Annotated in this window: 27 protein-coding genes; 11 read left to right on the top strand and 16 right to left on the bottom strand. The window is 71.7% G+C overall.

What is annotated here, in order from left to right:
• The first annotated feature begins 39 nt into the window (after nucleotides 1-39).
• Nucleotides 40-645, top strand: coding sequence for a 30S ribosomal protein S4 (gene rpsD, locus DMH08_RS07025; RefSeq protein WP_125612466.1), 606 nt, complete (start codon nucleotides 40-42; stop codon nucleotides 643-645).
• Between the two features lie 3 nt (nucleotides 646-648).
• Here rpsD and DMH08_RS07020 read toward each other — a convergent pair whose 3' ends face one another.
• The 10 genes from DMH08_RS07020 to DMH08_RS06975 all read right to left on the bottom strand — a co-directional run bounded on the left by DMH08_RS07020 (nucleotide 649) and on the right by DMH08_RS06975 (nucleotide 10,608).
• Nucleotides 649-1,125 carry a MarR family winged helix-turn-helix transcriptional regulator gene (locus tag DMH08_RS07020; RefSeq protein WP_051300265.1) on the bottom strand — a complete coding sequence of 159 codons (477 nt, stop codon included), beginning with the start codon at nucleotides 1,123-1,125 and terminating at the stop codon, nucleotides 649-651.
• Nucleotides 1,126-1,221: 96 nt separating this feature from the next.
• On the bottom strand, nucleotides 1,222-2,208 hold the full coding sequence (locus tag DMH08_RS07015; protein ID WP_125612464.1) for a hypothetical protein: 987 nt from the start codon (nucleotides 2,206-2,208) through the stop codon (nucleotides 1,222-1,224).
• A 21-nt stretch (nucleotides 2,209-2,229) separates the two neighbouring features.
• The gene (locus DMH08_RS07010) at nucleotides 2,230-3,546 is read right to left on the bottom strand and encodes an MCE family protein (protein WP_125612462.1); all 1,317 of its coding nucleotides are present in this window, start codon (nucleotides 3,544-3,546) and stop codon (nucleotides 2,230-2,232) included.
• The gene (locus DMH08_RS07005; RefSeq protein ID WP_125612460.1) at nucleotides 3,543-4,652 is read right to left on the bottom strand and encodes an MCE family protein; all 1,110 of its coding nucleotides are present in this window, start codon (nucleotides 4,650-4,652) and stop codon (nucleotides 3,543-3,545) included. The genes DMH08_RS07010 and DMH08_RS07005 overlap by 4 nt, the downstream gene beginning before the upstream one ends.
• Nucleotides 4,652-5,710: an MCE family protein gene (locus DMH08_RS07000; protein ID WP_125612458.1), complete on the bottom strand. Its 1,059-nt coding sequence runs from the start codon at nucleotides 5,708-5,710 to the stop codon at nucleotides 4,652-4,654. Before DMH08_RS07000 ends, DMH08_RS07005 begins: the two co-directional genes overlap by 1 nt.
• The gene (locus DMH08_RS06995; RefSeq protein ID WP_125612456.1) at nucleotides 5,710-6,738 is read right to left on the bottom strand and encodes an MlaD family protein; all 1,029 of its coding nucleotides are present in this window, start codon (nucleotides 6,736-6,738) and stop codon (nucleotides 5,710-5,712) included. The genes DMH08_RS07000 and DMH08_RS06995 overlap by 1 nt, the downstream gene beginning before the upstream one ends.
• Entirely contained in the window at nucleotides 6,738-7,817 is a 1,080-nt protein-coding gene (locus tag DMH08_RS06990) for an MCE family protein (RefSeq protein ID WP_026401049.1), read from the bottom strand. The genes DMH08_RS06995 and DMH08_RS06990 overlap by 1 nt, the downstream gene beginning before the upstream one ends.
• Nucleotides 7,814-8,953: an MlaD family protein gene (locus DMH08_RS06985; protein ID WP_125612454.1), complete on the bottom strand. Its 1,140-nt coding sequence runs from the start codon at nucleotides 8,951-8,953 to the stop codon at nucleotides 7,814-7,816. Before DMH08_RS06985 ends, DMH08_RS06990 begins: the two co-directional genes overlap by 4 nt.
• The gene (locus DMH08_RS06980; protein WP_026401050.1) at nucleotides 8,950-9,804 is read right to left on the bottom strand and encodes an ABC transporter permease; all 855 of its coding nucleotides are present in this window, start codon (nucleotides 9,802-9,804) and stop codon (nucleotides 8,950-8,952) included. The genes DMH08_RS06985 and DMH08_RS06980 overlap by 4 nt, the downstream gene beginning before the upstream one ends.
• Nucleotides 9,805-10,608 carry an MlaE family ABC transporter permease gene (locus DMH08_RS06975; protein ID WP_026401051.1) on the bottom strand — a complete coding sequence of 268 codons (804 nt, stop codon included), beginning with the start codon at nucleotides 10,606-10,608 and terminating at the stop codon, nucleotides 9,805-9,807.
• Nucleotides 10,609-10,928: 320 nt separating this feature from the next.
• Here DMH08_RS06975 and DMH08_RS06970 point away from each other — a divergent pair, with 320 nt between their 5' ends.
• The 4 genes from DMH08_RS06970 to DMH08_RS06955 all read left to right on the top strand — a co-directional run bounded on the left by DMH08_RS06970 (nucleotide 10,929) and on the right by DMH08_RS06955 (nucleotide 13,630).
• Nucleotides 10,929-11,483 (top strand): MarR family winged helix-turn-helix transcriptional regulator, encoded by a 555-nt coding sequence (locus DMH08_RS06970; protein WP_051300230.1) that lies wholly within the window; start codon nucleotides 10,929-10,931, stop codon nucleotides 11,481-11,483.
• 48 nt (nucleotides 11,484-11,531) lie between these two features.
• A complete protein-coding gene (locus DMH08_RS41480) occupies nucleotides 11,532-12,581 on the top strand; it encodes a lytic transglycosylase domain-containing protein (protein ID WP_233617450.1) in 1,050 nt (349 codons plus the stop codon).
• A 78-nt stretch (nucleotides 12,582-12,659) separates the two neighbouring features.
• Nucleotides 12,660-13,325: a TetR/AcrR family transcriptional regulator gene (locus DMH08_RS06960; RefSeq protein ID WP_051300233.1), complete on the top strand. Its 666-nt coding sequence runs from the start codon at nucleotides 12,660-12,662 to the stop codon at nucleotides 13,323-13,325.
• Nucleotides 13,326-13,345: 20 nt separating this feature from the next.
• Nucleotides 13,346-13,630: a hypothetical protein gene (locus tag DMH08_RS06955; RefSeq protein ID WP_125612452.1), complete on the top strand. Its 285-nt coding sequence runs from the start codon at nucleotides 13,346-13,348 to the stop codon at nucleotides 13,628-13,630.
• 420 nt (nucleotides 13,631-14,050) lie between these two features.
• Here the strand turns inward: DMH08_RS06955 and DMH08_RS06950 are convergent, their stop codons facing one another.
• Both DMH08_RS06950 and DMH08_RS06945 read right to left on the bottom strand, forming a co-directional pair.
• Nucleotides 14,051-14,434, bottom strand: coding sequence for a hypothetical protein (locus tag DMH08_RS06950; protein WP_026401053.1), 384 nt, complete (start codon nucleotides 14,432-14,434; stop codon nucleotides 14,051-14,053).
• Between the two features lie 74 nt (nucleotides 14,435-14,508).
• The gene (locus DMH08_RS06945) at nucleotides 14,509-15,321 is read right to left on the bottom strand and encodes a hypothetical protein (protein WP_233617449.1); all 813 of its coding nucleotides are present in this window, start codon (nucleotides 15,319-15,321) and stop codon (nucleotides 14,509-14,511) included.
• A gap of 224 nt (nucleotides 15,322-15,545) precedes the next feature.
• Here DMH08_RS06945 and DMH08_RS06940 point away from each other — a divergent pair, with 224 nt between their 5' ends.
• A complete protein-coding gene (locus tag DMH08_RS06940; RefSeq protein WP_233617448.1) occupies nucleotides 15,546-16,130 on the top strand; it encodes a TetR/AcrR family transcriptional regulator in 585 nt (194 codons plus the stop codon).
• 50 nt (nucleotides 16,131-16,180) lie between these two features.
• On the opposite strand, the gene DMH08_RS06935 is transcribed toward DMH08_RS06940, so the two are convergent.
• Nucleotides 16,181-17,644, bottom strand: coding sequence for a flavin-containing monooxygenase (locus tag DMH08_RS06935; protein WP_125612448.1), 1,464 nt, complete (start codon nucleotides 17,642-17,644; stop codon nucleotides 16,181-16,183).
• A gap of 115 nt (nucleotides 17,645-17,759) precedes the next feature.
• Between DMH08_RS06935 and DMH08_RS06930 the strand changes: the two genes are divergently transcribed.
• Nucleotides 17,760-18,350 (top strand): TetR/AcrR family transcriptional regulator, encoded by a 591-nt coding sequence (locus tag DMH08_RS06930; RefSeq protein WP_125612446.1) that lies wholly within the window; start codon nucleotides 17,760-17,762, stop codon nucleotides 18,348-18,350.
• Nucleotides 18,351-18,394: 44 nt separating this feature from the next.
• Here DMH08_RS06930 and DMH08_RS06925 read toward each other — a convergent pair whose 3' ends face one another.
• A complete protein-coding gene (locus DMH08_RS06925) occupies nucleotides 18,395-19,075 on the bottom strand; it encodes a TetR/AcrR family transcriptional regulator (RefSeq protein WP_233617447.1) in 681 nt (226 codons plus the stop codon).
• A 109-nt stretch (nucleotides 19,076-19,184) separates the two neighbouring features.
• On the opposite strand from DMH08_RS06925, the gene DMH08_RS06920 reads away from it, so the two are divergent.
• From DMH08_RS06920 to DMH08_RS06910, 3 genes are all read left to right on the top strand, one after another.
• Nucleotides 19,185-20,291: a ferritin-like domain-containing protein gene (locus DMH08_RS06920; protein WP_125612442.1), complete on the top strand. Its 1,107-nt coding sequence runs from the start codon at nucleotides 19,185-19,187 to the stop codon at nucleotides 20,289-20,291.
• A 45-nt stretch (nucleotides 20,292-20,336) separates the two neighbouring features.
• Nucleotides 20,337-21,197 carry an SDR family NAD(P)-dependent oxidoreductase gene (locus DMH08_RS06915; protein WP_051300237.1) on the top strand — a complete coding sequence of 287 codons (861 nt, stop codon included), beginning with the start codon at nucleotides 20,337-20,339 and terminating at the stop codon, nucleotides 21,195-21,197.
• Nucleotides 21,198-21,306: 109 nt separating this feature from the next.
• Nucleotides 21,307-22,293, top strand: coding sequence for an AurF N-oxygenase family protein (locus DMH08_RS06910; protein ID WP_125612440.1), 987 nt, complete (start codon nucleotides 21,307-21,309; stop codon nucleotides 22,291-22,293).
• 325 nt (nucleotides 22,294-22,618) lie between these two features.
• Here the strand turns inward: DMH08_RS06910 and DMH08_RS06905 are convergent, their stop codons facing one another.
• The gene (locus tag DMH08_RS06905) at nucleotides 22,619-23,380 is read right to left on the bottom strand and encodes a hypothetical protein (protein ID WP_125612438.1); all 762 of its coding nucleotides are present in this window, start codon (nucleotides 23,378-23,380) and stop codon (nucleotides 22,619-22,621) included.
• A gap of 85 nt (nucleotides 23,381-23,465) precedes the next feature.
• On the opposite strand from DMH08_RS06905, the gene DMH08_RS06900 reads away from it, so the two are divergent.
• Nucleotides 23,466-25,004: an ATP-dependent DNA ligase gene (locus tag DMH08_RS06900; RefSeq protein WP_125612436.1), complete on the top strand. Its 1,539-nt coding sequence runs from the start codon at nucleotides 23,466-23,468 to the stop codon at nucleotides 25,002-25,004.
• Nucleotides 25,005-25,013: 9 nt separating this feature from the next.
• On the opposite strand, the gene DMH08_RS06895 is transcribed toward DMH08_RS06900, so the two are convergent.
• Nucleotides 25,014-25,376, bottom strand: coding sequence for a YybH family protein (locus tag DMH08_RS06895; protein WP_125612434.1), 363 nt, complete (start codon nucleotides 25,374-25,376; stop codon nucleotides 25,014-25,016).
• Between the last annotated feature and the right edge of the window lie 161 nt (nucleotides 25,377-25,537).

Genomic DNA, 25,537 nt, shown 5'->3' with positions numbered 1-25,537 from the left:
CTTACCTAACTTAGGACTACCTAACCACTTGGAGCCTGCATGAACAACCCCCGGCCGAAGGTGCGGCTTTCGCGGGCGCTCGGCATTCCGCTGACGCCCAAGTCCGTGAAGTACTTCGAGGCGCGCCCGTACCCGCCCGGCATGCACGGGCGGGCGCGGAAGACGGAGTCCGACTACAAGGTGCGGCTGCGCGAGAAGCAGCGGCTGCGCGCGCAGTACAACATCCGCGAGGCGCAGCTCCGGAACGCGTTCGAGAAGGCCGCCAAGTCCGGCGGCAAGACCGGCGAGGCGCTGCTGGTCGACCTCGAACGCCGGCTGGACGCGCTCGTCCTGCGGGCGGGCCTCGCGCGGACGATCTACCAGGCCCGCCAGTTCGTCGTGCACCGGCACGTGCTGGTGAACGGGCGCCGCGTCGACCGTCCGTCCTACCGGCTGAAGCCCGGCGACGTCATCACGATCGCCGAGCGGAGCCGCGCGATGGACGCGTTCCGCGTCGCCGCCGCGGGCGGGCACACCGAGCACGTCCCGCCGTACCTGGACGTCCGGCACGAGGCGCTCGCCGCGCGGCTCACCCGGCTGCCGGAGCGCCCGGAGATCCCGGTGCTCTGCGACGAGCAGCTCGTGGTCGAGCACTACTCGCGCTGAGCGTCAGCGCAGGTCGAGCTCCTCGCGGGCGTGCGCGCGGAGCGTGCGCAGCGACTCCACCAGGCGGCGGCGCCCCTCGTCGGTCAGCGGGCCCGCGAAGTGGCGGCGCAGCGTCTCCGCGTGCACCCGCATCGCCTCGTCCAGCTTCGCGCGGCCGGCGTCGGTCAGCTCGACGAGCCGGCCGCGCCGGTCCCCGGGGGCGGCGTGCCGCGCGACCAGGCCCGACTCCTCCATCCGGTCGATCAGCCGGGTCATCCCGCCGCTGGTGAGGATCAGCTCCCCGGCCAGTTCGCCCATCGACGCGGACCGGTCGGGGCCGGCGGCCGACAGCCGCAGCAGCACCTCGAACGCCGCGTGCCGGATGCCGCAGCGGCGCTCCAGCTCCCGGCCCGCGATGCGCTCCAGCAGCGTGACCGTGCTCAGCAGCGTCCCGAACTCGGCGATCACCCCGTCGGGCGCGCTCGTCGGCTGTTCCGTCATCGCCGCCATCATGCCCGCCTTCGTCCACATTCTCAGCAGAACGCGCCGCGCCCCGCCCGGCTTCCGCCGGGCGGGGCGCGGTCGTGGCCGGGGGCTCTAGTTCCCGGGCTTCTCGCTCGTGTCGGGCTTCGGCTGCTTCGGCTCCCCGCCGCCGGACGTCCCGCCGGTGGGGGTGCCCGCCGGGAGCTGGCCGGCGGTCGAGTCGTCGGTGCCCGAGGCGTACTGCTTGGTCACCTTCCACTCGTCGTCGATCTTGCCGAGGGACAGCCGCAGCAGCGTGCCGGGCGCGGACGTCGAGCCCTCGCTCGTCGTGACGTCGATGTCGACCATCACCACCGCGGTCGCGAACCGGCCGTTCACGCTGCCGACGAACGTCTGGTTCGTCTTGGACGACAGCGCGAGCTTCGGGTTCTCCTTGAAGGTGGTGCCGAGGTTCGGGAGCGTCGACTGCTTGAAGCTCTCCAGCAGGTCGCCGCCCATGAGCTTCTGCGCCTTGTCCATCTGCGCCTGGTAGTTGGACGCGTTGTAGTTCAGCGCCACGTCGCCGTAGGCCGACGCGACCTCGGCGACGGCCGCGCGCTCGTCCGCCTCGGACGTCGCGCCGCTCGCGGTGCGCCACTGCCAGACGGCGAGGCTCGCGAGCAGCGCCGTGAGGACGACGACAGCGATCAGCGCCGTCCGGTTCATGCCGAGGTACGTCGGTTCGGGCACGGCGGCGGGCTCGCGGGGGGACGGCTTCACCCGCGGCTTCGCGGGCTCGCCGCCGCTCGCCTTCTCGTCGGCCTCGTCCTCGTCGGCCTCGCCCTCCGGGGGCTCCAGGCGGGCGGGACGCGGCTTCGGCTTCGCCGGGGACGCCTCGGGCTTCGGAGGCGCGGCGGGCGCCGCGTCGCCGGAGTCGTCCGCGGACGTCTCCGCCTCCTCGGCGTCGAGGGCCTCGAGCACCTCGTCGAGGTCCTCGTCGTCGATGACCTCGATGACCCGCACCCGCCGCTTGCGCTTGGCGGGCCGCGCCGCCGGACGCTCCGGCGTCGCCGCCTCCGCGGCCTCGTCCGTGCCGACCTCGTCGACGTCCCTGCTGGACATATGGGGTAACTCCTTAGGCTCTCAGTCCTCGTCCCGGCGGCGCAGCCGGGACAGCCGGGACACCACGGGCACCGAGCCCGCCATGACCCTGATCAGCACCATCAGCGCGATTACCGGGGGCACGTACATCAACCACGGCGGCGGACCGCCGCCGGCGTCCTCCTGCGCGGCGGCCTGCTGCGCCCGCAACTCCTCCTGCCGGCCGATGGACGGATCGTGCGTCGGGATCGTGTCCCCGGGGTTCTTGGCCTTGAAGGGGGCCTGCTCGGTGTCCGCGGGCATCCGCCCGCCGGGGCAGGTCGGCACCTTGTTCACGGCGGGCTGCGGGAGCGGGTACTTGTACTCCAGCGCCGCCTGCTTGTGGACGGTGAGCATGAACACGACGTTCAGGATGGGCGCGTCGTCCGTCCCGCCGATGACGTTCTGCAGGACGACCCCGAGCTGCGGCGCCTTGGCCAGCGTGTCGTTCAGGTCGCGCAGGATGTCGGGGTTGTAGCGCTTCAGGCCCCAGTCGCCGAGCGACTGCACCGTGCACTCGAAGTCGGGGCCGGTCTTCTCCAGCAGCGTGTTGACGGTGTCGAGGAGCTTCGGGCCGCGGTCGCGCAGCTCGGCGATGTCGCCCTTCACCTGGCCGAGCGCGGCGGTCAGCGCGGCGAGGTCGTCGACGCCGGCGCCGAGGCTGCCCCGGTTCTGGTTGAGGACGGCGGTGATGCGGCCGAGGTCCTTGGTGAGCCCGTCGAGCAGCTCGGTGTTCTGCGCGAACGTCGCGGTGAGCTGGTCGGAGCCGTTGACGATCTGCCGGAGCGAGGTCTCGCGGCCCTCCCAGCCGGCGGCGAGCTCCCGGGTGAGCACCTTGGCGTCCTGCGGGTCGACGGCCCGCAGCGTGTCGAGGACCGAGGCGAACAGGTCGCTGTACTTGGGCGGCACGCTCGTCTGCGACACCGGGATCACCGCGCCCGCCTCCAGCGGCGCGGCGGCGGCGGACTTCGGGCCGGGGGTCAGCTCGACGACCGGCTCGCCGACCGCCGACTTGCGGGCGGCCGCCGCCGTGACGCCCTCGGGGACGTCGACGCCGCGCTCGATGTCGAGCGTGACGACGACCTTGTCCTTCACCAGCTCCACGGAGTCGATCTTGCCGATCCGGAGGCCGAGGTAGTCGACCTCGAAGCCCGGCTGGAGGCCCGGCGACGACTCGAACTCCACGGAGATCTGGTACGGCCGCTCGATGAAGTCGAACTTCACGACGTTGCCGAACGCCCACACGACCATGATGACCGCGAGGACGGCGAACGCCAGCAGGTTGATCGTGACGCGGTCGAACGCGAACCGTCTCTTCATCGGCGCGGCTCCAGCATCTTCTCGAGGCCCGGCAGCAGGCCCTCCAGCTCCCGGGGGAGCTGCGGGGAGCCGGCGTTCCGCTGCTGCCCGCCGGCCCCTCCGCCGGAACCGCCGCCGGAACCGCCGCCGGCGGATTCGCGGACGCCCGGGATCACCGGCGTGCCGTCCGGCCAGACGAGTTCGAGCAGCGGGTACAGCAGCAGCTGCCCGTCGTAGGTGGCGAGCGGGATCTTCGTCTCGAACTCGACCATGCCGTCCACCAGGGTCGTCAGCCGCTTCCGGCTGCTGCCCAGCTGGGCCAGCACGGGATCGATGTCCTGCAGCAGCCCGCGGAACCGCTCGATGCGCCCCGCGAGCACCTTGTTGTTCAGCTCGCGGGCGGCCCGGGTCAGCTCGTCCACCGCGTGGATGATCTTTTCCTTGTTCTCGTCCAGCAGCCGCGTCGTGCGCTCGATCTGCTCGGGCGCCGCGGCCAGGACGTCCTCGCGCTCGGCGAGGTCGCGGCCCAGCTTCGCGAACTGGTCCACCGACTGGGCGAGCGCCCGCCGCTGGTCGGCGAACACCTGCACCAGGCCGGACGCCTTGGCGATCGTCATGTTGAGCTTCTCGCCGTTGCCGTCGAGGGCCGTCGCGCCCGCGTTGACGACGTTCGCGAGGTCGTCGCCCGCGAGGGCCTGGATCAGCGGCCCGGCCTGCCCGACGACGTCCTCGAACGCCGGCTGCACCCGGGTGTCGGCGATCTTCCCGCCGTCGGCGATGAACGGCCCGGCGCCCATGCTCGCGCCGGGCGGCATCTGCAGGTCGACGAAGTTCTCGCCGAGCAGGGACGTCACCTTGATCTCGGCGCGGGTGCCCTGCGGGACCCGGACGCCGTCCTCGAGCGACAGCGTCACCTCCGCCCGGTACCCCTCGACGAGCTCGACCTTCATGACGCTGCCGACCTTGATGTCGGACATCTGCACGCTGTGCCCGGCGACGAGCCCCTGGACGTCGTCGAACGTCGCCGTCAGGGTCAGGTCGCCCTGCGGGGCGCCGGCCGTCCGGTAGGAGCAGCCGGACACCGCGACCGCGACGGCCGCCGCGAGGACGAGGATCAGCCCGCGCATCAGTTGCCTCCCTCGTCGTCCCACGGACAGTTGGAGTTGGGCGCGGGCAGCGGGCAGCCGACCTCGTCGGTGTCCATCAGCCCCTTGAGCCAGGTCCGCACGAACGCGTCCGTCGCGAAGCGGATGTACAGCGACTTCGTCTCCGGGTCGTAGCCGCCGATGAGCGCGTCGCTGATGCCCGGCATGACCTCCACGAGCTGCGCGAGCTCCTTGGAGTTGCCCTTGAGGACGAGCGCGGCGCGGGTGAGCACCGCCAGGTCGTACGGGAGCTGCCCCTCGTACTTGTCGAGGAGTTCCTGGCCGTTGTCGGCGAGGACCAGCATCCCCTTGATGAGCTCCTGCAGCTCGCCGCGCTCGCTGCTGAGCACCCGCGTCGCCTCGCCGAAGTTGCGGATCAGCGTGCCGAGCACCTGCTCGCGGCCGCGGACGACCCCGGCGAGCCGGTCCAGGTTCTCGGCGACCTCGATCAGCTCCTCGTCCTGCCCGGCGACGTTCTCGACCAGCCGGGCGCTCTGCTCCAGCGTGGCGTTGAACTGGCGGCCGTTGCCCTGGACGGTCTCGGCCGCGGTGCCGAGCGCGCCCTGCATCTTCGTGGGGTCGAGCGCGTCCGCGAGGTTGGTGAAGGCGTTCAGCGCGTCGTCCACCTCGACGGGCACGTGGGTGCGTTCGATCGGGATCGCGTCGGCCTTCTCCTTCGGCTGCCCCGGCTTCCACGCCGGGTGCAGGACGAGGTTGCGCTCGCCGATCAGGTTCAGCGGGACGATCGACGCCTGCACTCCCCGGGGAAGCGGGACGTCGTCGCGGATCGTGAACGTCACCTTGATCTTGTCGCCGATGTTCTGCACGGACTCGACGCGCCCGACGTCGGCGCCCATGACCTTCACCTTCGACTCCGGGTAGAAGGAGCGGGCCTTCGGGAAGTAGACGGTCATCGTGCGGCCGTCGTCGGACGCCGGGACGAGCGAGCAGCCGCCGGCGGACGCGGCGAGGGTGAGGCCCAGCACGGCGGCGAGGGCCTTGCCGCGGGCGGCCAGGGCGCGGGGCGAGCGGCGCGTCATCAGTTGCCTCCCTGACCCGCGGGGCGGCGGGTGGAGATCGGCCCCGGCGGCTGGATGGGGCCGAGGCCGGTGAGCAGCCCCTCGATCCACCGCCCGTCGCCCTTGAGGTTCGCGACCTGCTGGAACGTGGGGCCGAGGAGCGAGAAGTCGGCGTTCAGCGCGTCCATGTTGGGCGCGAGCCGGGTGGTGAGCAGGTGCAGGTCGCCGAGGAGCTTGTCCAGTTCCTTCTGGTTGCTCTCGATGACGTTCGACAGCGTCCGCACGGTCCGGCTGCCCTGCCCGATCGTGGCGGAGAGCTCGTCGCGGCGCCGCACGAGCGTCTGCAGCAGCACCTGGCTCGAATCGATGATCTCCCGGAGCTGCTGGTCCTTGCTCGCCAGCGTCCCGGTGATCTGCTTGCCGTTGTCGATCAGCTTCTCGATCTGCGGCGCCTGGTCGTTCAGCATCTCCGACACGTCCCGGAGGTTGACCAGGATGCGGTTCAGCTTCTTGGCGCCCGGCGACTCGATCTTGTTGATCTGGGTGAGCAGCTTGTCGATGTTCTCCTGGTCGAGCCGCCCGACGATGTCGTGCGCGCCCTCCAGGGCGTCCGGGACGGTGAACGGGACGCTCGTGCGCGCCAGCGGGATCCGCCGCCGCGACTCCGGCAGCGACTCCAGGTACGGCTTCGCGACCGGGCCCGACAGCTTCAGGTAGCGGCCGCCGAGCAGCGTCGTCGTGGTGACCTCCGCGCGGGTCTGCCGGCCGAGGTCGATCCCGGCGTCCACATGCCAGGTGATGATCACCTTGCCGGTGTCGAAGTCCGGTTCGACGCCGGTGACGCGGCCCGCCTTCACCCCGGCGACCCGCACGTCGTCGCCCGCCTTGATGCCGGCCACGTCGGTGAACTCGCCGCTCATCGTGTAGCCGCGGTCGAACAGGTGCAGCTGCCCGACGGCGAACGCGAACGTCACGGACGCGCCGAGCACGGCGAGGGTCACGATCGCGACGAGCTTCTGGTTGACGTCGCGCAGCGACTTCAGCGCCATCACTCGCCCCCCTTCGTCAGCATCGCCCGCAGCTTGTCGAGCTCCTGCTGCGTGGGCTCGTCCGTCCCGGGCGCCTTCGGCAGCTCCATCTCGAAGGGGCACGGCGCCTGGACGATGTTCAGGCAGAGCGCGTTGGTGCGCAGGAAGTGCCCGCCGTTCGCGGCCGAGAACAGCTGCCGCAGCGTCAGCGGGAGCCGCTGCACCATCTGCTCGAGCTGGTCGACGTTCAGCCGGAACGTCTCGCTCAGCTCACCCAGGTTCCGGATGATCCGGGCGAGCTGGGCGTCGTTGCCGCCGAGCACCCGGTTCAGGTTCGTGGTGACGCCGGCGATCTGCACGGTCGCGTTCTCCAGGAGCTGCCGGTTGTCGGCGAACACCTTGACGAGCGACTCGAGGTTGTCGATGCTCGCCGCGATCTGCTTGTCGCGCGTCGCGACCGCGCCGCTGACCGTCTCGTAGTCGTCGATCATCTTGCTGATGGTGTCCTTGCGGGACGCGAACGTCTGGAGCAGGACGTCCAGGTTGTTCGTCAGCACCGAGATGTTCTGCTCGTTGCCTTCGAGCGCCTGCGAGAACGAGAAGAGGATCTTGTTGAGCTGGTCGGGGTCGAGGTTGCGGGTGAGCGGCCCGAGGCTGTTGACGATCGCGCCGAGGTCCACGACCGACTGCGTGTGCCGCACCCGGTCGCCGTCGTCGAGCATCTCCTTGCTCGACCCCGGCTCCAGGTAGACGACCCGCTGGCCCATCACGTTGCGCCAGCGGATCGCGGCGGTGGAGTCCGCCGGGATCTTCAGCTCGGTGTCGACGGCCATCTCCACGCGGGCCTTGCCGCGCACGACCTCGATGCCCTCGACCCGGCCGACCGGGGTGCCGGCGACCTTCACCAGGTCGCCGTCCACCAGCCCGGTGACGTCGTCGAACGTCGCGGTCAGCCGGTACCGGTCGGCGAACGACGTGCCGAGGATCTGCTGGCCGATGAAGAACGTCAGCAGGCCCGTCACCGCGACGAACACGACGAACTTGGCCGTCGTCCGGTGGTCGGGACCGCGCGCGGCCTTGCCGCGCGGCCGCCGGCTCACGGCCGCCTCCCGTTCGTCCCGTCGGTTCCGTTCGTTCCGTTGGTTCCGTTGGTTCCGTTGGTTCCGTTGGTGCTGTTCGTTCCGTTCGCGTTCGCGCCGTTCCCGAAGGACGTCTCGAAGGACGTCGTCGGGCACAGGTCGCGGATGATGGCGCACATGTCGAGCGGCAGCCGGTTGGACGCCTGCGCGATCATCGTGCCGTCCGGCCCCGGGATGCGGATGATCTTCGCGAGCAGCCGGAAGAACCCGTTCAGGCTGTCGATCAGGACCGGGACGTTGCGCAGCTGCCGGTTCGCGACGTCGGCGACGTCCGCGGCGCCGTCCACGACGTCGCCGAGGTTGCCGCCCTGCCGCTGCAGGGTGCCGCCGACCCGCTCGCCGAGCACGCTCGCCTCGTCCAGCAGCCGCGTCACCTTGTCGGGCTTCTCGTTGATCACCGCGGACAGCTCGTTGACGTCGCCGGTGAGCGCGGTGACCGTGTCGCCGCGGGTGCCGAGCGTCTGCGAGACGCCGGCGATGTCGTTCAGCAGCGACCGGATCACCCCCCGGCTCCGGTGGGTCGCGTCGACGACCTTCGCGCCGTTGTCGATCGTCCGGCGCAGCGCCGGGCCCTGCCCGGACAGCCCGGTGCCGAACGTGTGCAGCAGCGTCGCGACGTCGTCGGGGTTGATCGCCTGGGTCAGTTCGTAGGTAGGCCACGCCGTGTCGGCGAGCTCCTGCGGGTCCCTGGTCTGGGCGATGCTGCCGCCGTCGTCGAGGTAGGGGCCGCTCAGCTCGTGCGCGCCGAGGTCCAGGGTGAGGTCCTTCGGCCCGAACACCGACACCGGCTCGATGGACGCCACGGTCGTGTCGGGGATCCGGACGCCCTCGTCCAGGCGGAGCCGGACGCTCACCCGGCCGTCGTCGCGCAGCTCCAGCGAGGCCACGGTGCCGACCTCGATGCCGCGGATCTTCACCTCGGACTTCTCGGGGTCGAGGCCCTGCCCGGCCGTCCCGAACCGCGCCGTGTAGTACGTGGAGCCGCCGTGGTCCTGCGTCGCGCCGACCGCGATCAGCGCCGCGGACGCCGCCAGGACGCCCGCGCCGACCAGCCCGAAGACCGTCCGGGAGCGGGCGGAGAGTGTCTCGTCGCTCATCCGGTCAGCTCCACCGTGCTCCCGTGGCCCCAGAAGATGTACGACAGGACCAGGTTCATGAGGATCATCAGGATCGTGGACTCCCGGATCGCGCGGCCCGCGGCGACGCCGACGCCGACCGGGCCGCCGGCGGCGTAGTAGCCGCGGTAGCAATGGACGAACATGATGATGAACGCGAAGATCGCCACCTTGATCACGCTGTAGAACACGTCGATCGGCGGCAGGTAGAGGTGGAAGTAGTAGTCGTAGATGCCGGGCGACAGCCCGAAGTACTGGATCGTGATGAACCGCGTGGCGAAGAACGCCATGAACAGTGACACGAGGTAGAGCGGGACGAGCGCGATGACGCCCGCCGCGACCCGGGTGCACACCAGGTAGGCGAGGGAGTTGATCCCCATGACCTCCAGCGCGTCGATCTCCTCGGAGATCCGCATCGCGCCGATCTCGGCGGTGAAGCCGGTGCCGACCTGCGCGACCAGCGCGACGCCCGCGATGATCGGGGTGACCTCGCGGACGTTGGAGTAGCTGGAGATCAGTCCGGTGAACGCCTCGGCGCCGATGCGCTCCAGCCCCGGGTAGCCCTGAAGGCCGACCATCGCGCCGGTCGCCAGCGACATCGTGGCGATCACGAAGATCATGCCGCCGCCGATGACGAGCGCGCCGACGCCGACGGTGATGTCGCTGACCTGCTTGGCGAGCGTCTTGCCGTACTTGCGGCGGATGATGATGTCGAAGAACAGGTGGTAGAGGACCCGGCCGAGGAACACCGGCAGGTTGGCGGAGGCCGTGAGGCCCGCCGTCCGCGTCTGCACGGCCCGGCCCAGCTTGCGTACGGGGGAAATGGCGACCATCTAGAACTTCCGGGGGATGAGGACCTGGTAGACCATCTCGACGACGTAGTTGATGGCGAACACCACGATCGAGGTGACCACCACCGCCCGGTTGACCGCGCGGCCGACGCCGACGGGCCCGTAGTCGCAGTTCATGCCCATGTAGCAGGCGACGGCGGCGGCGACGAAGCCGAACACCCACGCCTTGAACAGGGTCACGACGAGGTCCGAGAACTGCAGGAGGGTCGTGGCGCCGTCGAAGAAGGCGCCGGGGCTGACGCCCTGCTGGATGACGTTGAAGTAGAAGCCGCCGAGCACGCCGGCGAGGATCACCACCGAGCACAGCAGCGCGGACACGGTGCTGGCCGCCCACAGCCGCGGCGTGACGAGGCGGTGCACGGGGTTGATCCCCATGACCTCCATCGCCGACAGCTCGTCGCGGATGTTGCGGGCGCCCATGTCGGACGTCATCGCCGAACCGCCCACGCCGGAGACCAGCAGCGCGGCCGCGAGCGGCGCGACCTGCTGGATCATCGCGGCGACGAGCAGCGCGCCGGTGCCGGACGCGGCGCCGAGCTGCCGCGCGATGTCGCCGACCTGCAGCGAGATCGTCGCGCCGAGGGGCACCGCGATCAGCATGACCGGGACGGCGGTGACCCGCGCGAGGAACCAGCACTGCTCGATGAACTCGCCCCACCACTGGCGCAGGTCCCAGCTGCGGCGCAGCCCCTCCAGGAGGGTCACGCACAGCAGCCCGGTCTCGTCGAGGGTGCGCTCGACGCGCCTGCGCGCCAGATCGGGGGCCCGGGACAGACTCAGCGCCATCAGCCGGCGACCTCCCCCTGGGGGACGGGGCGAAGGGTCATACCAGCCTCCTTCGTTCTCGGACGTCGGCGCTCATCCGATACGCCGGCCCTCCGCCGTCCGGAAAAGGGCGCGCGACGTCCAGGTTCCTCTCGCGCGCCTTCCGGTCTCGGCCGAGATCCGGTACCACATGCGAAAGCCCCGGCTCGCCAGAGCACGCGGGCCTCGCCTGTGATCTGCCGCACTCTATTAGAAGAAGGTCTAAGAATCGAGTACTTACATCCACCTTTGTCCGAAGCTACGATCTCGGGGTGCGAACCCCGCCACAACGAACCACAGACGTGAACGGGAGTGACGGCGTGGACCCGCTGGTCACCGGCATCAAGGACCGCTGGGACGGACAGGAACTCCGCGGCGACCCGGGCCCTTTCATGGCCATCTGCTCGGTGGGCCGCCTGAACCAGTTGCTGAAGAAGGCGCTGGAGGAGGAGCTCGGCCGGTTCGACCTCGGCCGCACCGGCTACGCCGTCCTCACCACCCTCGCCCTCATCCGCTCCGGGCAGGCCGGCCTCAGCACCCTCGGCCGCTGGCTGATGGTGCATCCGACGACCGTGACGCTCACCGTCGACCAGCTCCGGGCGGACGGCCTGGTGGAGCGGATCCGGCACCCCCGCGACCGCCGCGCCGCGCTCGTCCGGATCACCGCGAAGGGCCGGGAGCGCGTCAACGAGGCGAACCTCGCGCTGGAGGCGCCCGGCAGCCCCCTCGCCGGGCTCGCCGGCGGGGGCCACGACGGGCTGTTCGACGGGCTGGAGGCGGCGCGGATCGCGGTCGGCGACCTGGAGTTCTTCGATTCGGCCGACAGCGGTGATCCGCAGGGCGGCGCGCACCCCTAAAATCGGCGAACCGGACACAACTCCCGGCCGATAAGGCAGTCTTCTCCTATGCCCCAGAGTCACGGCAACCGCAGACGCCGCAAGAAGGAATCCCGCTTCGCCCGCGGTGGGCGTGGCGAGCAGGCGCAGGCGGACGCCCCCCAGCAGGATCTCCCGCACGACGCCCAGGCCCCCGGCGACCCGAACGGCACCGGGGCCCCGTACGGAGCGGACGGCCCGTACGGGGCGGGCGACCCGTACGCCGACGGCGCCCAGGCGCCCGGCGCGCAGTTCCCGCCCGAGTACCCGTCGGACGTCCCGTACGAGGCCGGGCCGCCGCCCGGCCCGGGCGCCCCGCCCGGTCCCGGCGCCGCGGACGCCCCGCCCGGACGGACGTCGCCCGCGCTGCAGGCCGCCGGGCGGTTCAAGCCGAACCGCGGCACGGTGCTGCGCGTCCTCACCAGCAACGTCACCATCACCGCGGTGGGCCTGGCGGTGGTCGCCGCCGTCCTGGTGCTCGTGCCCATCGGCGGCGGCGAGGACGACAGCGAGCCTCCGGCGATCGCGGCGGAGGGCATGTCCGCCAACGAGATGCTGGAGATCATGCGCGGGTCCGCGATGGACCCGGTCGCCGCCGACGCCGTCGCGACCGCCAAGAAGCGCGCCTACGAGAAGCAGAAGGCGCAGGCGAAGCAGGAGAAGGCGGAGAAGGACAGCGACGAGTCCGTCAAGAGCACCTTCGACAAGCCGGAGCCCGAGACGCCGTCCGGCGGCGGCGGCGCCATCCCGAACGCGCCCGCCGGCGGCGGCGACACGTCCGTGGCGCAGAACAAGGCCATGGGCCAGCGGATGAACGCGCTCAAGGGCTGGAGCGGCTGCTGGTCCGCCCTGGAGAGCCTCTGGACGAAGGAGAGCGGCTGGAACGAGCGGGCCCAGAACCCGTCCAGCGGCGCCTACGGCATCCCGCAGTCCCTCCCCGGCTCCAAGATGGCCAGCGCCGGGTCGGACTGGCAGACGAACGCCGCCACGCAGATCGCGTGGGGCCTCAGCTACATCGACGCCCGCTACGGCACCCCGTGCGAGGCGTGGGGCCACTCCCAGAGCGTCGGCTGGTACTGAGCCGTCCCCCGAGACGACCGCGGGCAGCGGCGCCCGTGCCGCGCGGCGGCGCGGGCGCCCGCCTGGCACCATGGGGGGATGCGGACGAGCAGGACGCGCCAGGCCGGTGAGGCGAACGGCGAGACCGGGGGCGGCGGCGGACGGCAGTGGGCGCGCGCCGACGCGACCCGCCAGGCGCTGCTGACGGCCGCCCAGGAGGTCTTCGCCGACCGCGGGTACGCCGACGCGGGCATCGCCGAGATCGTCGAGCGGTCCGGGATCAGCGTCGGCAGCCTCTACCACCACTACGGCGGCAAGGCCGGCCTGTACGTGGCGCTGTGGGAGGAGCTCACCGGGGAGCAGGAGCGGCGCGCGGCGCAGGCCGTCGCGGCGGCCCGCGAGGACGGCGAGCGCGACCCGATCGCCCAGTTCATCGCGGGCGCCCGCGCGTACCTGCGGGTCTGCTGGGAGCGCCGGGAGGCGGCGCGGCTGTTCCTCGCGGGCGAGGGCCCGCCCGGGTCGTCGCTGATGCGGCGCAGCCGCACCCAGCGGTGGGTCGCCCGCAACACCAAGCTGCTGCGCGGCCGCAGCGCGGCCCGCGCGGCCGAGCCGCCCGCGACCGGACGCGCCGAGGAGGTGCTCGGGCTCGTCCTCACCACCGTGATCGGGGAGGCCGGGCGGGAGATCGCGACCGCCGAGAACGAGGCGGAGGCGGGCGAGATCCTCGAGGAGGTCTGCCGGATCCTGATCCGGCTCGCGCGCTGACCTCCGGGCCGCTGCCGCCGGTGACGCCGCCCGGCGTGCTGGCGGGGCTGCCGTCGTCGGTGCCGGCCGGGTCGGTGACGACGAGGTCGAACGAGCGCGTCGCGGTCTTCATGCCGGCCGCGGAGAGCGCCACGGTCACCCGCACGGCGCGGGGCCCCGAGTCGGCGGGCACGGCGACGGTCACGGTCGTGTTCCCGCCCGCCGAGCCCAGCGTTCCGACGCTCCGCCGCGCCGGGCTGACGGACGCGCCCGGCGCGGTCACCCGCACGGCGGCGCCCTTCGCGGTGGCGCCGAACGCCCAGTAGTGCGCCGTCACCCGGATCGACCCGCCGGGCCGCACGGTCGTCCCGGTCGCGGAGAGCTCCAGGGCCAGCCGCTTGGGGCCGGTGGTCTCGCCGGGATCGGTGGGCGTGGGCGTCGGGGTCTCCGGCGGCGTCGTGTCCGTGGACGTCGTGGTCGGTGTCGGCTCCGCCAGCGCGGGGGCCGCTCCCGACACCGTGAGGACGGCCGCCGCGCCCACTCCCGCGATCAGTGTTCCGCCGGTCGAACGTGAACGCACCTGTCCGCCTCCCCCGCCTAGTGACGATCGGTACAATTGTCGGAATCGAATCCAAGCACGGGGCGAACGGGCCGGACAAGGGCGGAGAACGCCGGACGGGCGATCGCTCACTGCAGCGGGTGATTCCTCCTTACGGATCGTCAGGACGGGCGCGTGAACGCGCTCGTCAGTCGCCGTCCCGGTCCATCCGGTTCAACTGGTCGATCCGCCGGATCCGGCCATCGGGCCCCAGCCGGCCGAACAACTGCGACTCCGTCACCAGCACGCCGCCCTTGCGCATCGTCGTGCGCATCGTGGTGTGGGCGGCGAACCGGTCGCCGTCCACCAGGGCCCCGTGGACCTCGACGTCCGATTCGGCCGCGTTCTTGCGCGCCGGACGGGCGTGGTCGATGACGCGTTGGCGGTCGAGCACGATGTCGTCCGTCCGCCAGGCGAAGTCGCGGACGAAGTAGCGGTCGAGGACCTCGCCGGGGTCGTTCTCGGCGGCGACCATCTCGCGCGGGTAGTCGCGGAGGAAGTCGGCGAGGTCCCGCTCGGTGGTGATGCCCATGGCGCCTCCCGTAGGCGTACGATGTACACGTAACGCGCATACGGTACCCCCGAGGGGTGCCTTCCCGTCAACGGTCAGCCGGCCGGGCGGAGGCGCTCGATCCGGTCGAGCCGGCCCGCGAGCAGGTCGTCGCGGGCGATGGCGAAGTCGCCGTTCGGGAGGTCGGAGCCGAAATGCCTTCCCGCGACCGCGTCCGGCAGGAAGTCGCGGACCTTCGCGCGCAGCGCGTGCGGGTAGGCCACCGGCGCGCCCCAGCCCTCGGGCGCCTCGTCGTCGCCGAAGACGACCCAGTGGTCGGTCCCGACGGGCTCGCCCGGGACCGGCGGGCCACCGGTGTGGGCGTCGAGCGCCGGGGCGACCAGGACGTCCGGGTCGAGCGGCTCGTACCACAGGAGCAGCGGCCTGGCGCGGCGCGCCTCGGCGGTGTCGAAGCAGCAGACCGCGATCGAGTGGCGCGGGTAGCGGGCGGCGTAGAACTCCAGCAGCGCGGGGTCGAGGCGGGGCCGCTTGCGCTCGGGCACGCGCCCCAGCGCGGCCGGGATCAGCGTCGGGTCGTCCGCCAGCAGGACGGTGTAGACGTCGTGCTCGAACACCTGCACGTCCGGCTCGTCGTGCGACATCCAGTCCATGGTCATGCCGTCCGCGCTCACCGACAGCGGCCGCACGGCGTCGACCATCGCCGCGAGGACCCGGCCGCCGCGCCGCCCGACCGCGACGAAGCGGTCCGGCGACATCGCGCGGGCGGGCAGGTGCAGGAGCATCGCGTTGGGGCCGTCCGCGAGGTTCAGCGCGGTGTTCTCGTAGCCGAGCACCTCGATCGCGCCGTGGCGCGGATGCCGCCTGCGCCCGACATACAGGGTCGTTCCGGTGAATACGGCCTCGGCCATTGATACGCACATGTCCGGCGAAAGTAGTCGAACCACCGCGAACGCGCGGCCGGACCGGCGGAAACGTCCGGACGACGGGGACGTTCGGGTCACATGGGACGCGCGGGACCGTTATCCTGACCTTCGGGTTACCGCTCCCTGACGGAAAGTCGAAGAGGTCCATGCCGACGTCAACCTGGTTCCGCCTGAACGTCGCAAAGCGCGCGCGCGTGCTTGAGGTGGCGATGAAGGAGTTCGGGGAACACGGGTACTCGACCGGCAGCCTCAACACGATCGCGCGCGAGGCCGGCATCGCCAAGGGCTCGCTGTTCCAGTACTTCAACGACAAGCTGGAGTTCTTCGCGTTCGTCTGCGACGAGGCGTCCCGGCGCATCCGCGAGGAGATGGAGCGCCGCATGGCGGCCATCGACTTCGACCAGCAGTTCGACGAGTGGCTGTTCGACGTCATGTGCGACTGGTCGGAGTACATGGAGGCGCACCCGCTCGAGCGCGGCGTCACCGCGGCGACGAACTTCGAGCTCGACAACGCCGTCCGGTCCGTCGTCCGCGACACCGCCAACCAGCACTACCTGCAGGTCATCCACCCGACGCTGCAGCTGTGGCAGGAGCGGGGGCAGATCCGCGCGGACGCCGACCTCGAGGTCCTCGCCACGACGATCCTGTCGCTGCTGCCGTTCCTCGCGCTGGCCCCCTACTACGACGGCCTGGACCCGATCCACGGGCTGCGCGGCCGGACGCCGGCCCAGCAGCGTCCGGTGATCCGGCAGCTCATCGCCGGGTACCGGCCGATGTTCGCCCCCGAGAAATGACCGCGCGGGCGGGGGCCGGAGCGGCCCCCGCCGCCCCGGCCCGCCCCGGGTCACGGGAAGAGGGTGTACTCCTCCGGCCGCGCCTTGCGGCCGCTCGCCCAGAACTCGAACGTGTGCCCCGGCCAGAGCGTGCGGTTGACGCCCTGGTCGTCCAGGTACCAGCTCTGGCACCCGCCGTCGCTCCAGACGGCCTTGCGCAGCCGCCGGTGCAGCCGGTCGTTGAACCGGCGCGCGGCCTCCGGCTTCGGCTCGATCGCGTCCGCGCCGCTCTCCTGGAGCATCCGCAGGCAGCTCAGCACGTGCCGGATCTGCACCTCGATCATGAAGACGACCGAGTTGTGCCCGAGGCCGGTGTTCGGGCCGAGCAGCATGAAGAAGTTCGGCAGGCCCGGGATCGTCGTGCCGCGGTGCGCCTCGATGCCGTCCGCCCACAGCTCCTGGAGCTTGACGCCGCCGCGCCCGGTCACCCGCAGCTCGGCGAGCGCGTCGGTCACCTTGAAGCCGGTGCCGTAGATGATGCAGTCGACCTCGTACTCGCGGCCGTCCCGCGTGACGATCGAGTGCTCCCGCACCTCCGCGATCTCGGACGTCTCGACCTCCACGTTCGGCCTCGTCAGCGCGGGATAGTAGTCGTTGGACAGCAGCACCCGCTTGCAGCCGATCGTGTAGTCGGGCGTCACCTTGGCGCGCAGCGCGGGGTCGGGGATCTGCCGCTTCAGGTGCCGGCGGGCGAGCCACTCCATCGGGCCCGACAGCCGCGGGTCGATGGTGAAGCCGACGGCGCGGGCCTCCAGCGCCCAGTAGATGCCGTTGCGGAACCCGCGGGCCGCGCCCGGCACCTTCTCGAACGCCGTGCGGACGGCCGCCGGGATCTCCCGGTCGGGCTTCGGCTGGATCCACGGCGGCGTCCGCTGGAACAGCGCGAGGTGCTCGACCTCCTTCGCGATCCGCGGGACGAACTGGACCGCGGACGCGCCCGTCCCGATGACGGCGACGCGCTTGCCGGCGAGGTCGTAGGAGTGGTCCCACTCGGCGGAGTGGAACGCGGTGCCCTGGAAGCGCTCGATGCCGGGCAGGTCGGGGAAGGACGGGATGTGCAGGGCGCCGATGCCGGACACGACCGCCTTCGGCGTGAGGACCGTCCCGCCGGCGAGCGCCACGTTCCAGCGCTTGGCCGCGTCGTCGTACTCCATGCTCTCGACGGCCGCGCCGAACCGGATGTGCTCGCGCACCCGGTGCTTGTCGGCCGTCCGCTCCATGTACGAGCGGATCTCCGGCTGCGGCGCGAACATCCGCGACCAGCCGGGGTTGAGCTCGAACGAGAAGGAGTACATGTGCGAGGGGACGTCGCAGGCGCACCCGGGGTAGGTGTTGTCGTGCCACGTGCCGCCGAGGGCTTCGCTCTTCTCCAGGATGACGAAGTCGTGGAATCCGGCCTTCTTGAGGCCGATCGCCATGCCGAGCCCCGCGAATCCGGAGCCGATGATGACGATCGCCGGTGCGCGCTCGCTCATAACCGTCCTCTCCCGTTACCTACTCCCGGTAAGTTACCGGCAGTAGCTTACTGACGGTAGGTCCAACAGATAGGATTTCCCTGTGAGTGCCGCCACACCGCCCCACCGACGCCGGATGTCCCGTGCCGAGCGCCGGCGGCAGATGCTGGACGTCGCGGAGCAGGTGTTCGGCGAACGCGGCTACCAGGCCACCTCGATGGACGAGATCGCCGACCGCTGCGGCGTCTCCAAGCCGATGCTCTACGAGCACTTCGGCTCCAAGGACGGCCTGCTGCTCGCCTGCATGCGCCGCTCCAAGACCGAGCTGTTCGAGGTCACGCAGAAGGCCATGGCCCAGGCGACCGACCCCGCCGACATCCTGTGGCGCGGCATGGTCGCCTACTTCGGGTTCGTCGAGTCGCACAGCGCGTCCTTCGCCATGATCCTGCGCGAGCCGATCGGCCCGCCCGAGACCATGAAAGCCCTCGACGAGGCGCGCGCGCAGCAGAGCGGGCTGATCGCGGGCGTCCTCACCACGTTCGTCCCGGAGGCCCCCGCCGACGTCGTCGCGGCCTACACGCAGATCATCATGGGCGCGAGCGAGCGGCTCGCGCAGTGGCAGACCGGCCGGCCCGACGTGACAGCCGAGGACGCCGCGCGCTACATGACCGACTTCTGCTGGAGCGGGCTGAGCCCGTACATCCCCGAGCCCCCGAAAACCCGCTGACCCGCCGACCGGCCGCCCCGCCGACCGGCTACCGCGCCGACCGGCTACCGCGCCGGACGGGCGCGGGGCAGCGACTCCAGGGCGGCGATCAGCAGGTCGAGGCCGAATTCGAAGTCGGCTTCCGGGTCGTGCCGGGACAGCTCGCCCGCGAGCGCGATGACGTGCGGGAACTCACCGGGGTCCAGCCGGGCGAAGTCGGCGGCCGGGCTCGTGTCGAGGTGGTGCAGCCACTTGCCGAAGCCGATCTCGCGCATCTGCGTGCCGAGCGCGTACGCCATCAGCGCCCGCGTGATCCGCACGGCCGTCGCGCCGTCGAACCCGGCCGCCTCGGCCAGCGCGAGGGCGCGCTCGGCGGGCCGCAGCCCGATCGTGGTGTCGAACTTCCGCGTCAGGACGACCGTCATGCAGCGCGGGTACTCGTGCGCGACCGTCCGGAAGGCGCGCACCAGCGCGCGCGCACGGTCCTGCCAGGGGGCGGACGGGTCGTCGTCCAGTTCCATCCCGGCCACGACGTGCTCGGCGACGCCCTCCAGCAGGGCGTTCTTGTTGGGGACGTGGTTGTAGAGCGACATCACGGCGACGTCGAGCTCGGCCGCGACCCGCCGCATCGACAGGGCGTCCGCGCCCTCCCGCTCGATGAGCCCGATCGCCGCGCGCACGATCCGTCCCCGGTTGAGGGCCGGACGCCGTTCGGGCGCCGGGCGCTCGGGAGTGTCGGAGGTCACGTTCGCCGCCCGTCCCATCGTCTATTGACAGCCACTGTGGGCCGTGTCACGGTACGTACAGTGTACGTCGGACGTACGTCGTACGTTGCGTCCTCGAGGGGGAACGCCGATGTCGACCCATGATCTCTACACCTCGCCCGTCGACACGTCCACCTGGAACGTCCCCATCACCGGAGACACCAGGTTCACGTGGGAGTACGACGACGGTCGCGACCGGCTCCTCGCCCTGTACCAGAAGGGCAAGGACAAGCAGTGGGACTCCGCCAAGCGCATCGACTGGGACCTGGAGGTCGATCCGCACGACGTCCTCGGCGTCCCCGACCAGTCGCTCGCCGTCTACGGGACGAAGCACTGGGACAGGATGTCGGAGAAGGACCGCGGCGAGCTGCGCAGGCACTCGGCGTCCTGGCAGTTCTCCCAGTTCGTGCACGGCGAGCAGGGCGCGATGGTCACCGCCGCCCGCATCGTCGAGTCCGTCCCGGACCTGGACTCCAAGTTCTACTCCGCCACCCAGGCGATGGACGAGGCCCGCCACGTCGAGCTCTTCTCCAAGTTCCTCCAGGAGAAGATCGGCCTCGTCTACCCCATCAACACCAAGCTCCAGGAACTCCTCGACGACACCCTCGCCGACTCCCGCTGGGACATGCCCTACCTCGGCATGCAGGTGCTCATCGAGGGCCTCGCGCTCGCCGCGTTCGGCGTCATGCGCGACGTCACCACCAAGCCGCTGCCGAAGCAGATCCTCGCCTACGTCATGCAGGACGAGGCGCGGCACGTCGCGTTCGGGCGGCTCGCCCTCCGCGACTACTACAAGCAGCTCTCCCCCGCCGAACTCCGCGAGCGCGAGGACTTCGTCATCGAGGGCTGCCACCTCATGCGCGACCGCATCCGGGGCCGCGAGGTCTGGGAGAACATCGGGATCCCGCCGGCCGAGATCGACGAGATGATCGAGAACTCGCCGTACATGCGGATGTTCCAGAGCATGCTGTTCAGCCGGATCGTCCCGTGCGTCAAGGACATCGGGCTGTGGAGCGAGCGCATCCGGAAGACCTACGACGACATGGGCGTCCTCGAGATGGGGAAGGCCGATCTCGACGCCCTGATGAACCAGGACGAGGAGATCGCGGACCGGCTCGACGGCGAACGCTTCGCCGCCGAGGAGGCCGCCCGCAAAGCCGAGGTCGACACCGTCATCGCGGAGGCGTCCTCCGGCTGAGTACCTTAGAGCCCACTCATCGGGACGTTGTTCACGGAGGTTGGCATGCCCCTCGCGCACTTCGACGGCGCGCTCGCCGTCGTCACCGGAGCCGGCAGCGGGTTCGGCCGGGCGATCACGCTCGCCCTCGCCGAGCGGGGCGCCACGGTGATCGCGGCCGACATCGACCTGCCCGCCGCCGAGCGGACGGTCGAACTGGCCAAGACGCTCGGCTCCGGCGGCGCGTCGTACGAGGTCGACGTCTCCGACCGGGCCGCGATGGAGGCGTTCGCCGCCGAGGTGAAGGACACCCACCGCGTCCCCGACATCGTCGTGAACAACGCGGGCATCATCGTCAGCGGCCCCTTCATGGACACCGGCACCGAGGACTGGGAGCGCATCCTCGGCGTCAACCTGTGGGGCGTGATCCACGGCTCCCGCCTGTTCGGCAAGCAGATGGTCGACCGCGTCGAGGCGCTGCCCAACAAGCCCGACAAGCCGAACTTCGGCGGCCACATCGTCAACATCGCGTCCGCCGCCGCGTTCGCGCCGTCCCGCGCCGTGCCCGCCTACTCCACCACGAAGTCGGCGGTCCTCATGCTCACCCAGAGCCTGCGGGCCGAGCTCGCCGGGCACCGCATCGGGGTCAGCGCCATCTGCCCCGGGTTCGCCAGCACCGGCATCGTCCGGAACGGCATCGTCGTCGGCGGCACCGCCGCCGAGCAGGCGCGCCTGAAGGAGCGCACCCAGCGGGCCATGCGGCTGCGCAACTACCCGCCCGAGAAGGTCGCCGAACGGGTCGTCGAAGCGATCATCAAGAACCGCGCCGTCGTCCCGATCAACTTCGAGGGCCACCTCCTGCACACCCTCTCCCGGCTCTCGCCGGGAGCCATGCGCCTCATCGCCCGCATCCCCGCCCCCCGGTAGGCGCGGGCACGGCGGCCGCGGCGGCCGTCCGCTCGCACCGCGCACCCGGGACGCGGGGGGACGCCCCCTGCTTCGAACGACCCCCGCCCCGGTGAGAGGAGCCGGACCCATGCCCCCCGAAGCCCTCGTCCAGCAAGACCGTGCCCGGAACCGGACCGCGCGGATCCGGTGCCGGGACGGCGACCACACGCTGGAGCTGACCGACCGCGAGGTCGTGGCCGAACGCCTCCTGCGGACGTCCCGCAAGCACTCCTTCGACCCCGAGGCGGACGTCGACTGGGACGCCCCCCAGGACCCCGACGTCTTCTACATGCCGCCGCAGCTCGTGTCGCTCTACGAGACCCCGCTGTGGGACGCCATGAGCCACCGGCGGCGGGTCGAGCTGTCGAAGCACGAGGTGTGCAGCATCGCCTCGTTCGGCATCTGGTCGGAGATGCTGCTGATGCAGTCGCTCGTCATGCACGCGTACCGGAAGCGGTACGACAGCGAGCACGTCGCGTACGCGCTGACGGAGATCGCCGACGAGTGCCGGCACTCCACGATGTTCGCCCGCATGGTGCGGACGTGCGGGCTGCGCACGCACCGTCCGCGGGCTGTCGAGTTCCAGGCGGCGAAGCTGCTCGGCGTCGTGTACGACCCGATGCCGATGTTCGCCGGGACGCTCGTCGTCGAGGAGTTCACCGACGCCTTCCAGCGGCTGACGTTCCCCGACGAGGACGTCCAGCCGATGGTCCGGCAGGTGACGCGGATCCACGTCATCGAGGAGGCCCGGCACATCAAGTACGCGCGGGAGGAGCTGAAGCGGCTGGTCGCGCGGGCCGCCCCGGCGCGGCGGCGCGCCGCCGCCTACGGGCTGGCGCGGGCGACCCGGTTCATGGCGTCCCAGGTGATCCATCCGTCGTGCTACGAGGCCGTGGGGCTGGACCCGAAGGCCGCGAAGCGGGCGGCCGCGCGGAGCGCCCACCGGCGGGCGACGCTGACGTGGGCGTTCCGCAAGTGCACCGGTTTCTTAGACGAGGTCGGTTTCCTGGACGGCCGCGCCCGCGGCGTCTGGGAGCGCGCTGGACTGCTTGCACCGATAACGGGAACCCGTTGAGGAGTGCCATTTATCTCGATGTCGAGCATGACATTACCGAATGGCACTCTAATCGCGTGCAATGGTCCGGCTCCGGCAACGGAAAGGGCCGCGGAGTGGAGTCCACTCCGCGGCCCTTCGACGAGAACATGTTGCCGACCTGGGGTTCACACCCAGGAAACTCCGTCCGATGGCCCGGCCACGTCGTCGACCTCCTCCTCCCCGAAGGCATCGCACGCCCGCCGATCGCGCCCCGACCGGGGACTCGACCGGCGAACTCCCTCCCCTTTACCCCCACACCCTAGAAGGTACTGACAGTAAATATGCCATGATCGGCCGATTCAGGTCAGAATTGTAGAGACGTGAGAACTTCTCGCGCCACGGCGGCCGCCGCGTCGAGGCATCGCCGTTCTTGCGCGGCACTCTCGCCGCGCTCGCTGTAGCTGACCGTGATCACTGCGTTCCGGGTCCGCGCGGTCACCTGCCCGACGACCGTCGGCTGCCCCTCGTCGCTCTTGAACCACCGGTACGCCTCGTCGCCGAGGCCCGGCTGCCGCTCCAGCGTCACCGTCCGGACGAGCGGCGCCTCGTGCGCCTGCCGCCACTGCGCGTCGAAGGACCGCCGCGCGTCCTCCACCGGCGTGGCCGTGTTCGCGGGCGCGTACAGGTGCGCCTCCACCCGCAGCCAGCGGAACGCCGAACCGGTCGACGAGTACGTGCACGTGGTGAGCGTCGAGTTCGCGCTGTCCCGCTGCCGCGCGTCCGGGACCGTCCGCCGGACGGTCTCGTCGGTCACCATCCCGCACGGTTCGGGCAGCGCCGCGATCGGCTCCGCCGGGGCGGGCTCCGCCGGCGAGGGGGCGGCCGAGGCCGGGCCGGTCGGCGACGGCGCGGCCGTCCGGGGGGCGGGCTCCTCCCCCGACCGCAGCAGCAGCACCCCGCCGCCCGCGGCGCCCAACACCACCGCGACCGCCAGCACCGCCAGCAGGCCCGGACGGCGGGACGGCGACGGCGGATCGGGCGCCGAGTACACCCGCTCGAACGGCTCGGGCGGCCGCGGAAGGCCCGCGCCCTCCCGGCTCGCCGCGTCCGCGCCCGATCTCCCCACGTTCGTCAACGTAGTCAGGGACGCCCGGACTGACCAGGTCCCCCGGCCGATCGTTTTGTCAGACCGCCCGGTCACAATGGGAAGCGTGCGGATCATCGAGGTCGCCCGGACGTCGGCCGTCGTCGCCGAGACCTCCGGGCGCAAGGCCAAAGTCGCCGCGCTCGCCGAGTGCCTCGGCCGGGCGGGGGCGCGGGAGGCGCCGGTCGTCGTGGCCTACCTGTCCGGGGAACTGCCGCAGCGGCAGATCGGCGTGGGCTACGCGTCCCTGCGCGACCTCCCGCCGCCCGCGGACGCCCCGGAGCTGACGGTCGCGGAGGTCGACGCGGCGTTCACCGAGATCGGCGCCGTGTCCGGCAAGGGGTCGGTCGCCCGCCGCCGCGAGCTCGTCGCCGGGCTGATGGGCCGCGCCACGCGCGGCGAGCAGGACTTCCTCGTCCGGCTGCTGTCCGGGGAGCTGCGGCAGGGCGCGCTGGACGGCCTGATGGCCGAGGCGATCGCGGCCGCCGCGGGCGTGCCGGCGGCGGACGTCCGGCGGGCGTTCATGCTGCGCGGCGCGCTCGGCCCGGTCGCGGCCGCCGCGCTCGCCGACGGCGCCGCGGGGCTGCGGGCCTTCACGCTCGAGGTCGGGCGTCCGGTGAAGCCGATGCTCGCCGCGGCGGCGCCGTCCATCGACGACGCGTTCGGCAAGCTCGCCGCGGAGGCCGCCGCGGAGGTCGCCGTGGAGTGGAAGCTCGACGGCGTCCGCGCGCAGGTGCACGTGTCGGGCGGCGCGGTGCGCGTGTTCACCCGGACGCTCGACGACATCACCGAGCGGCTCCCCGAGGTCGTCGCGGCCGTCCGGGAGCTGCCGGTGCGCGACGCGGTCCTCGACGGCGAGCTGATCGCGCTGCGGCCCGACGGGCGCCCGCACCCGTTCCAGGTGACCGGCGCCCGCACCGCCACCCGCACCGCGAAGGACACCGAACCCGTCCCGCTCACCCTGTACCTGTTCGACGTCCTGCACCTGGACGGCGCCGACCTGCTCGACGCGCCCGGCGCCGAACGCGGCGCCGCGCTCGCCCGGATCGTCCCCGAGCACCTGCGGATGCCCCGGCTCGTCACCGGCGACCCGGCGGCGGCGAAGGCGGTGTTCGACGAGGCCGTCGCGCGCGGCCACGAGGGCGTCGTCGTCAAGTCCCTCGACACCCCCTACACGGCGGGCCGCCGCGGCGCCGGCTGGATCAAGGTCAAGCCCCGCCACACGCTCGACCTCGTCGTCCTCGCCGCCGAGTGGGGGCACGGCCGCCGCAGCGGGCTGCTGTCGAACCTGCACCTCGGCGCGCGCGACCCCGAGTCCGGCGGGTTCGTCATGCTCGGCAAGACCTTCAAGGGCCTGACGGACGAACTCCTCGCCTGGCAGACGCGCACGCTGCGGGAGCTCGCCGTCCGCGAGGACGACTGGACGGTGCACGTCCGTCCCGAACTCGTCGTCGAGATCGCGTTCGACGGCGTCCAGCACAGCACCCGCTACCCCGGCGGCATCGCGCTCCGCTTCGCCCGCGTGCTCCGCTACCGCCCCGACAAGTCCGCGGGCGAGGCCGACACGATCGACACCGTCCGCGCCGTCGCCCCCGTCATGGACTGACCCGCCGCGTCACACGACCCGCGGCTGGTCCATGACCCACAGCCAGGTGCCGTCCGGCTGCCGCCGGGCGACCTCGGCGGTGGCCCCGCCGTCCGGCAGCCGCACCGACGTCAGCGCCAGGTCGCCCCGCCGGAGGGTGGGCCGCTGCTCTCCGGGCGCGAACACGGGCCCGTCCGCGACGAGCCGCTCGTACGCCCGCCGGATCTCGGCGTGCCCGGTGGCCACGCCACCGCCGGGCAGGGCGAGCACCGCGTCCGGCTCGTACAGCGCCACCAGCCCGTCCACGTCGCCCGCGTTCAGCCGTTCCACGACGAACCGGCTCAGCTCCTCGGGCCGTCCGGCCCGCTCGCGCGCACCCGTGCCGTCCGCCATCCGCAGCCTCCCCAGGAGTCCTTCCGCACCGACCCGATCGTCTCAGGCGGGTGCGACGTTCCGGGCGCTAGCCGCGCTCCGCGGGCTCGGTTCCGCCCGTGCGGCCGGAACGTCGCACCCGCCTGAGACGATCGGGTCGGTGCGGAAGGACTCCTGGGGAG

Origin of the sequence: Actinomadura sp. WAC 06369, assembly GCF_003947565.1 — a bacterium.
In the GTDB taxonomy this organism is placed as follows: Bacteria; Actinomycetota; Actinomycetes; order Streptosporangiales; family Streptosporangiaceae; genus Spirillospora; species Spirillospora rifamycini.
This window is presented reverse-complemented; position numbering and strand designations above follow the sequence as displayed.

Bases quoted from the DNA above. Each gene is read 5' to 3' on its own strand.
- rpsD (WP_125612466.1), top strand. From the start codon at position 40: ATGAACAACCCCCGGCCGAAGGTGCGGCTTTCGCGGGCGCTCGGCATT.
- DMH08_RS07020 (WP_051300265.1), bottom strand. From the start codon at position 1,125: ATGACGGAACAGCCGACGAGCGCGCCCGACGGGGTGATCGCCGAGTTC.
- DMH08_RS07015 (WP_125612464.1), bottom strand. From the start codon at position 2,208: ATGTCCAGCAGGGACGTCGACGAGGTCGGCACGGACGAGGCCGCGGAG.
- DMH08_RS07010 (WP_125612462.1), bottom strand. From the start codon at position 3,546: ATGAAGAGACGGTTCGCGTTCGACCGCGTCACGATCAACCTGCTGGCG.
- DMH08_RS07005 (WP_125612460.1), bottom strand. From the start codon at position 4,652: ATGCGCGGGCTGATCCTCGTCCTCGCGGCGGCCGTCGCGGTCGCGGTG.
- DMH08_RS07000 (WP_125612458.1), bottom strand. From the start codon at position 5,710: ATGACGCGCCGCTCGCCCCGCGCCCTGGCCGCCCGCGGCAAGGCCCTC.
- DMH08_RS06995 (WP_125612456.1), bottom strand. From the start codon at position 6,738: ATGGCGCTGAAGTCGCTGCGCGACGTCAACCAGAAGCTCGTCGCGATC.
- DMH08_RS06985 (WP_125612454.1), bottom strand. From the start codon at position 8,953: ATGAGCGACGAGACACTCTCCGCCCGCTCCCGGACGGTCTTCGGGCTG.
- DMH08_RS06980 (WP_026401050.1), bottom strand. From the start codon at position 9,804: ATGGTCGCCATTTCCCCCGTACGCAAGCTGGGCCGGGCCGTGCAGACG.
- DMH08_RS06975 (WP_026401051.1), bottom strand. From the start codon at position 10,608: ATGGCGCTGAGTCTGTCCCGGGCCCCCGATCTGGCGCGCAGGCGCGTC.
- DMH08_RS41480 (WP_233617450.1), top strand. From the start codon at position 11,532: ATGCCCCAGAGTCACGGCAACCGCAGACGCCGCAAGAAGGAATCCCGC.
- DMH08_RS06960 (WP_051300233.1), top strand. From the start codon at position 12,660: ATGCGGACGAGCAGGACGCGCCAGGCCGGTGAGGCGAACGGCGAGACC.
- DMH08_RS06950 (WP_026401053.1), bottom strand. From the start codon at position 14,434: ATGGGCATCACCACCGAGCGGGACCTCGCCGACTTCCTCCGCGACTAC.
- DMH08_RS06945 (WP_233617449.1), bottom strand. From the start codon at position 15,321: ATGGCCGAGGCCGTATTCACCGGAACGACCCTGTATGTCGGGCGCAGG.
- DMH08_RS06940 (WP_233617448.1), top strand. From the start codon at position 15,546: ATGAAGGAGTTCGGGGAACACGGGTACTCGACCGGCAGCCTCAACACG.
- DMH08_RS06935 (WP_125612448.1), bottom strand. From the start codon at position 17,644: ATGAGCGAGCGCGCACCGGCGATCGTCATCATCGGCTCCGGATTCGCG.
- DMH08_RS06930 (WP_125612446.1), top strand. From the start codon at position 17,760: ATGTCCCGTGCCGAGCGCCGGCGGCAGATGCTGGACGTCGCGGAGCAG.
- DMH08_RS06920 (WP_125612442.1), top strand. From the start codon at position 19,185: ATGTCGACCCATGATCTCTACACCTCGCCCGTCGACACGTCCACCTGG.
- DMH08_RS06915 (WP_051300237.1), top strand. From the start codon at position 20,337: ATGCCCCTCGCGCACTTCGACGGCGCGCTCGCCGTCGTCACCGGAGCC.
- DMH08_RS06910 (WP_125612440.1), top strand. From the start codon at position 21,307: ATGCCCCCCGAAGCCCTCGTCCAGCAAGACCGTGCCCGGAACCGGACC.
- DMH08_RS06895 (WP_125612434.1), bottom strand. From the start codon at position 25,376: ATGGCGGACGGCACGGGTGCGCGCGAGCGGGCCGGACGGCCCGAGGAG.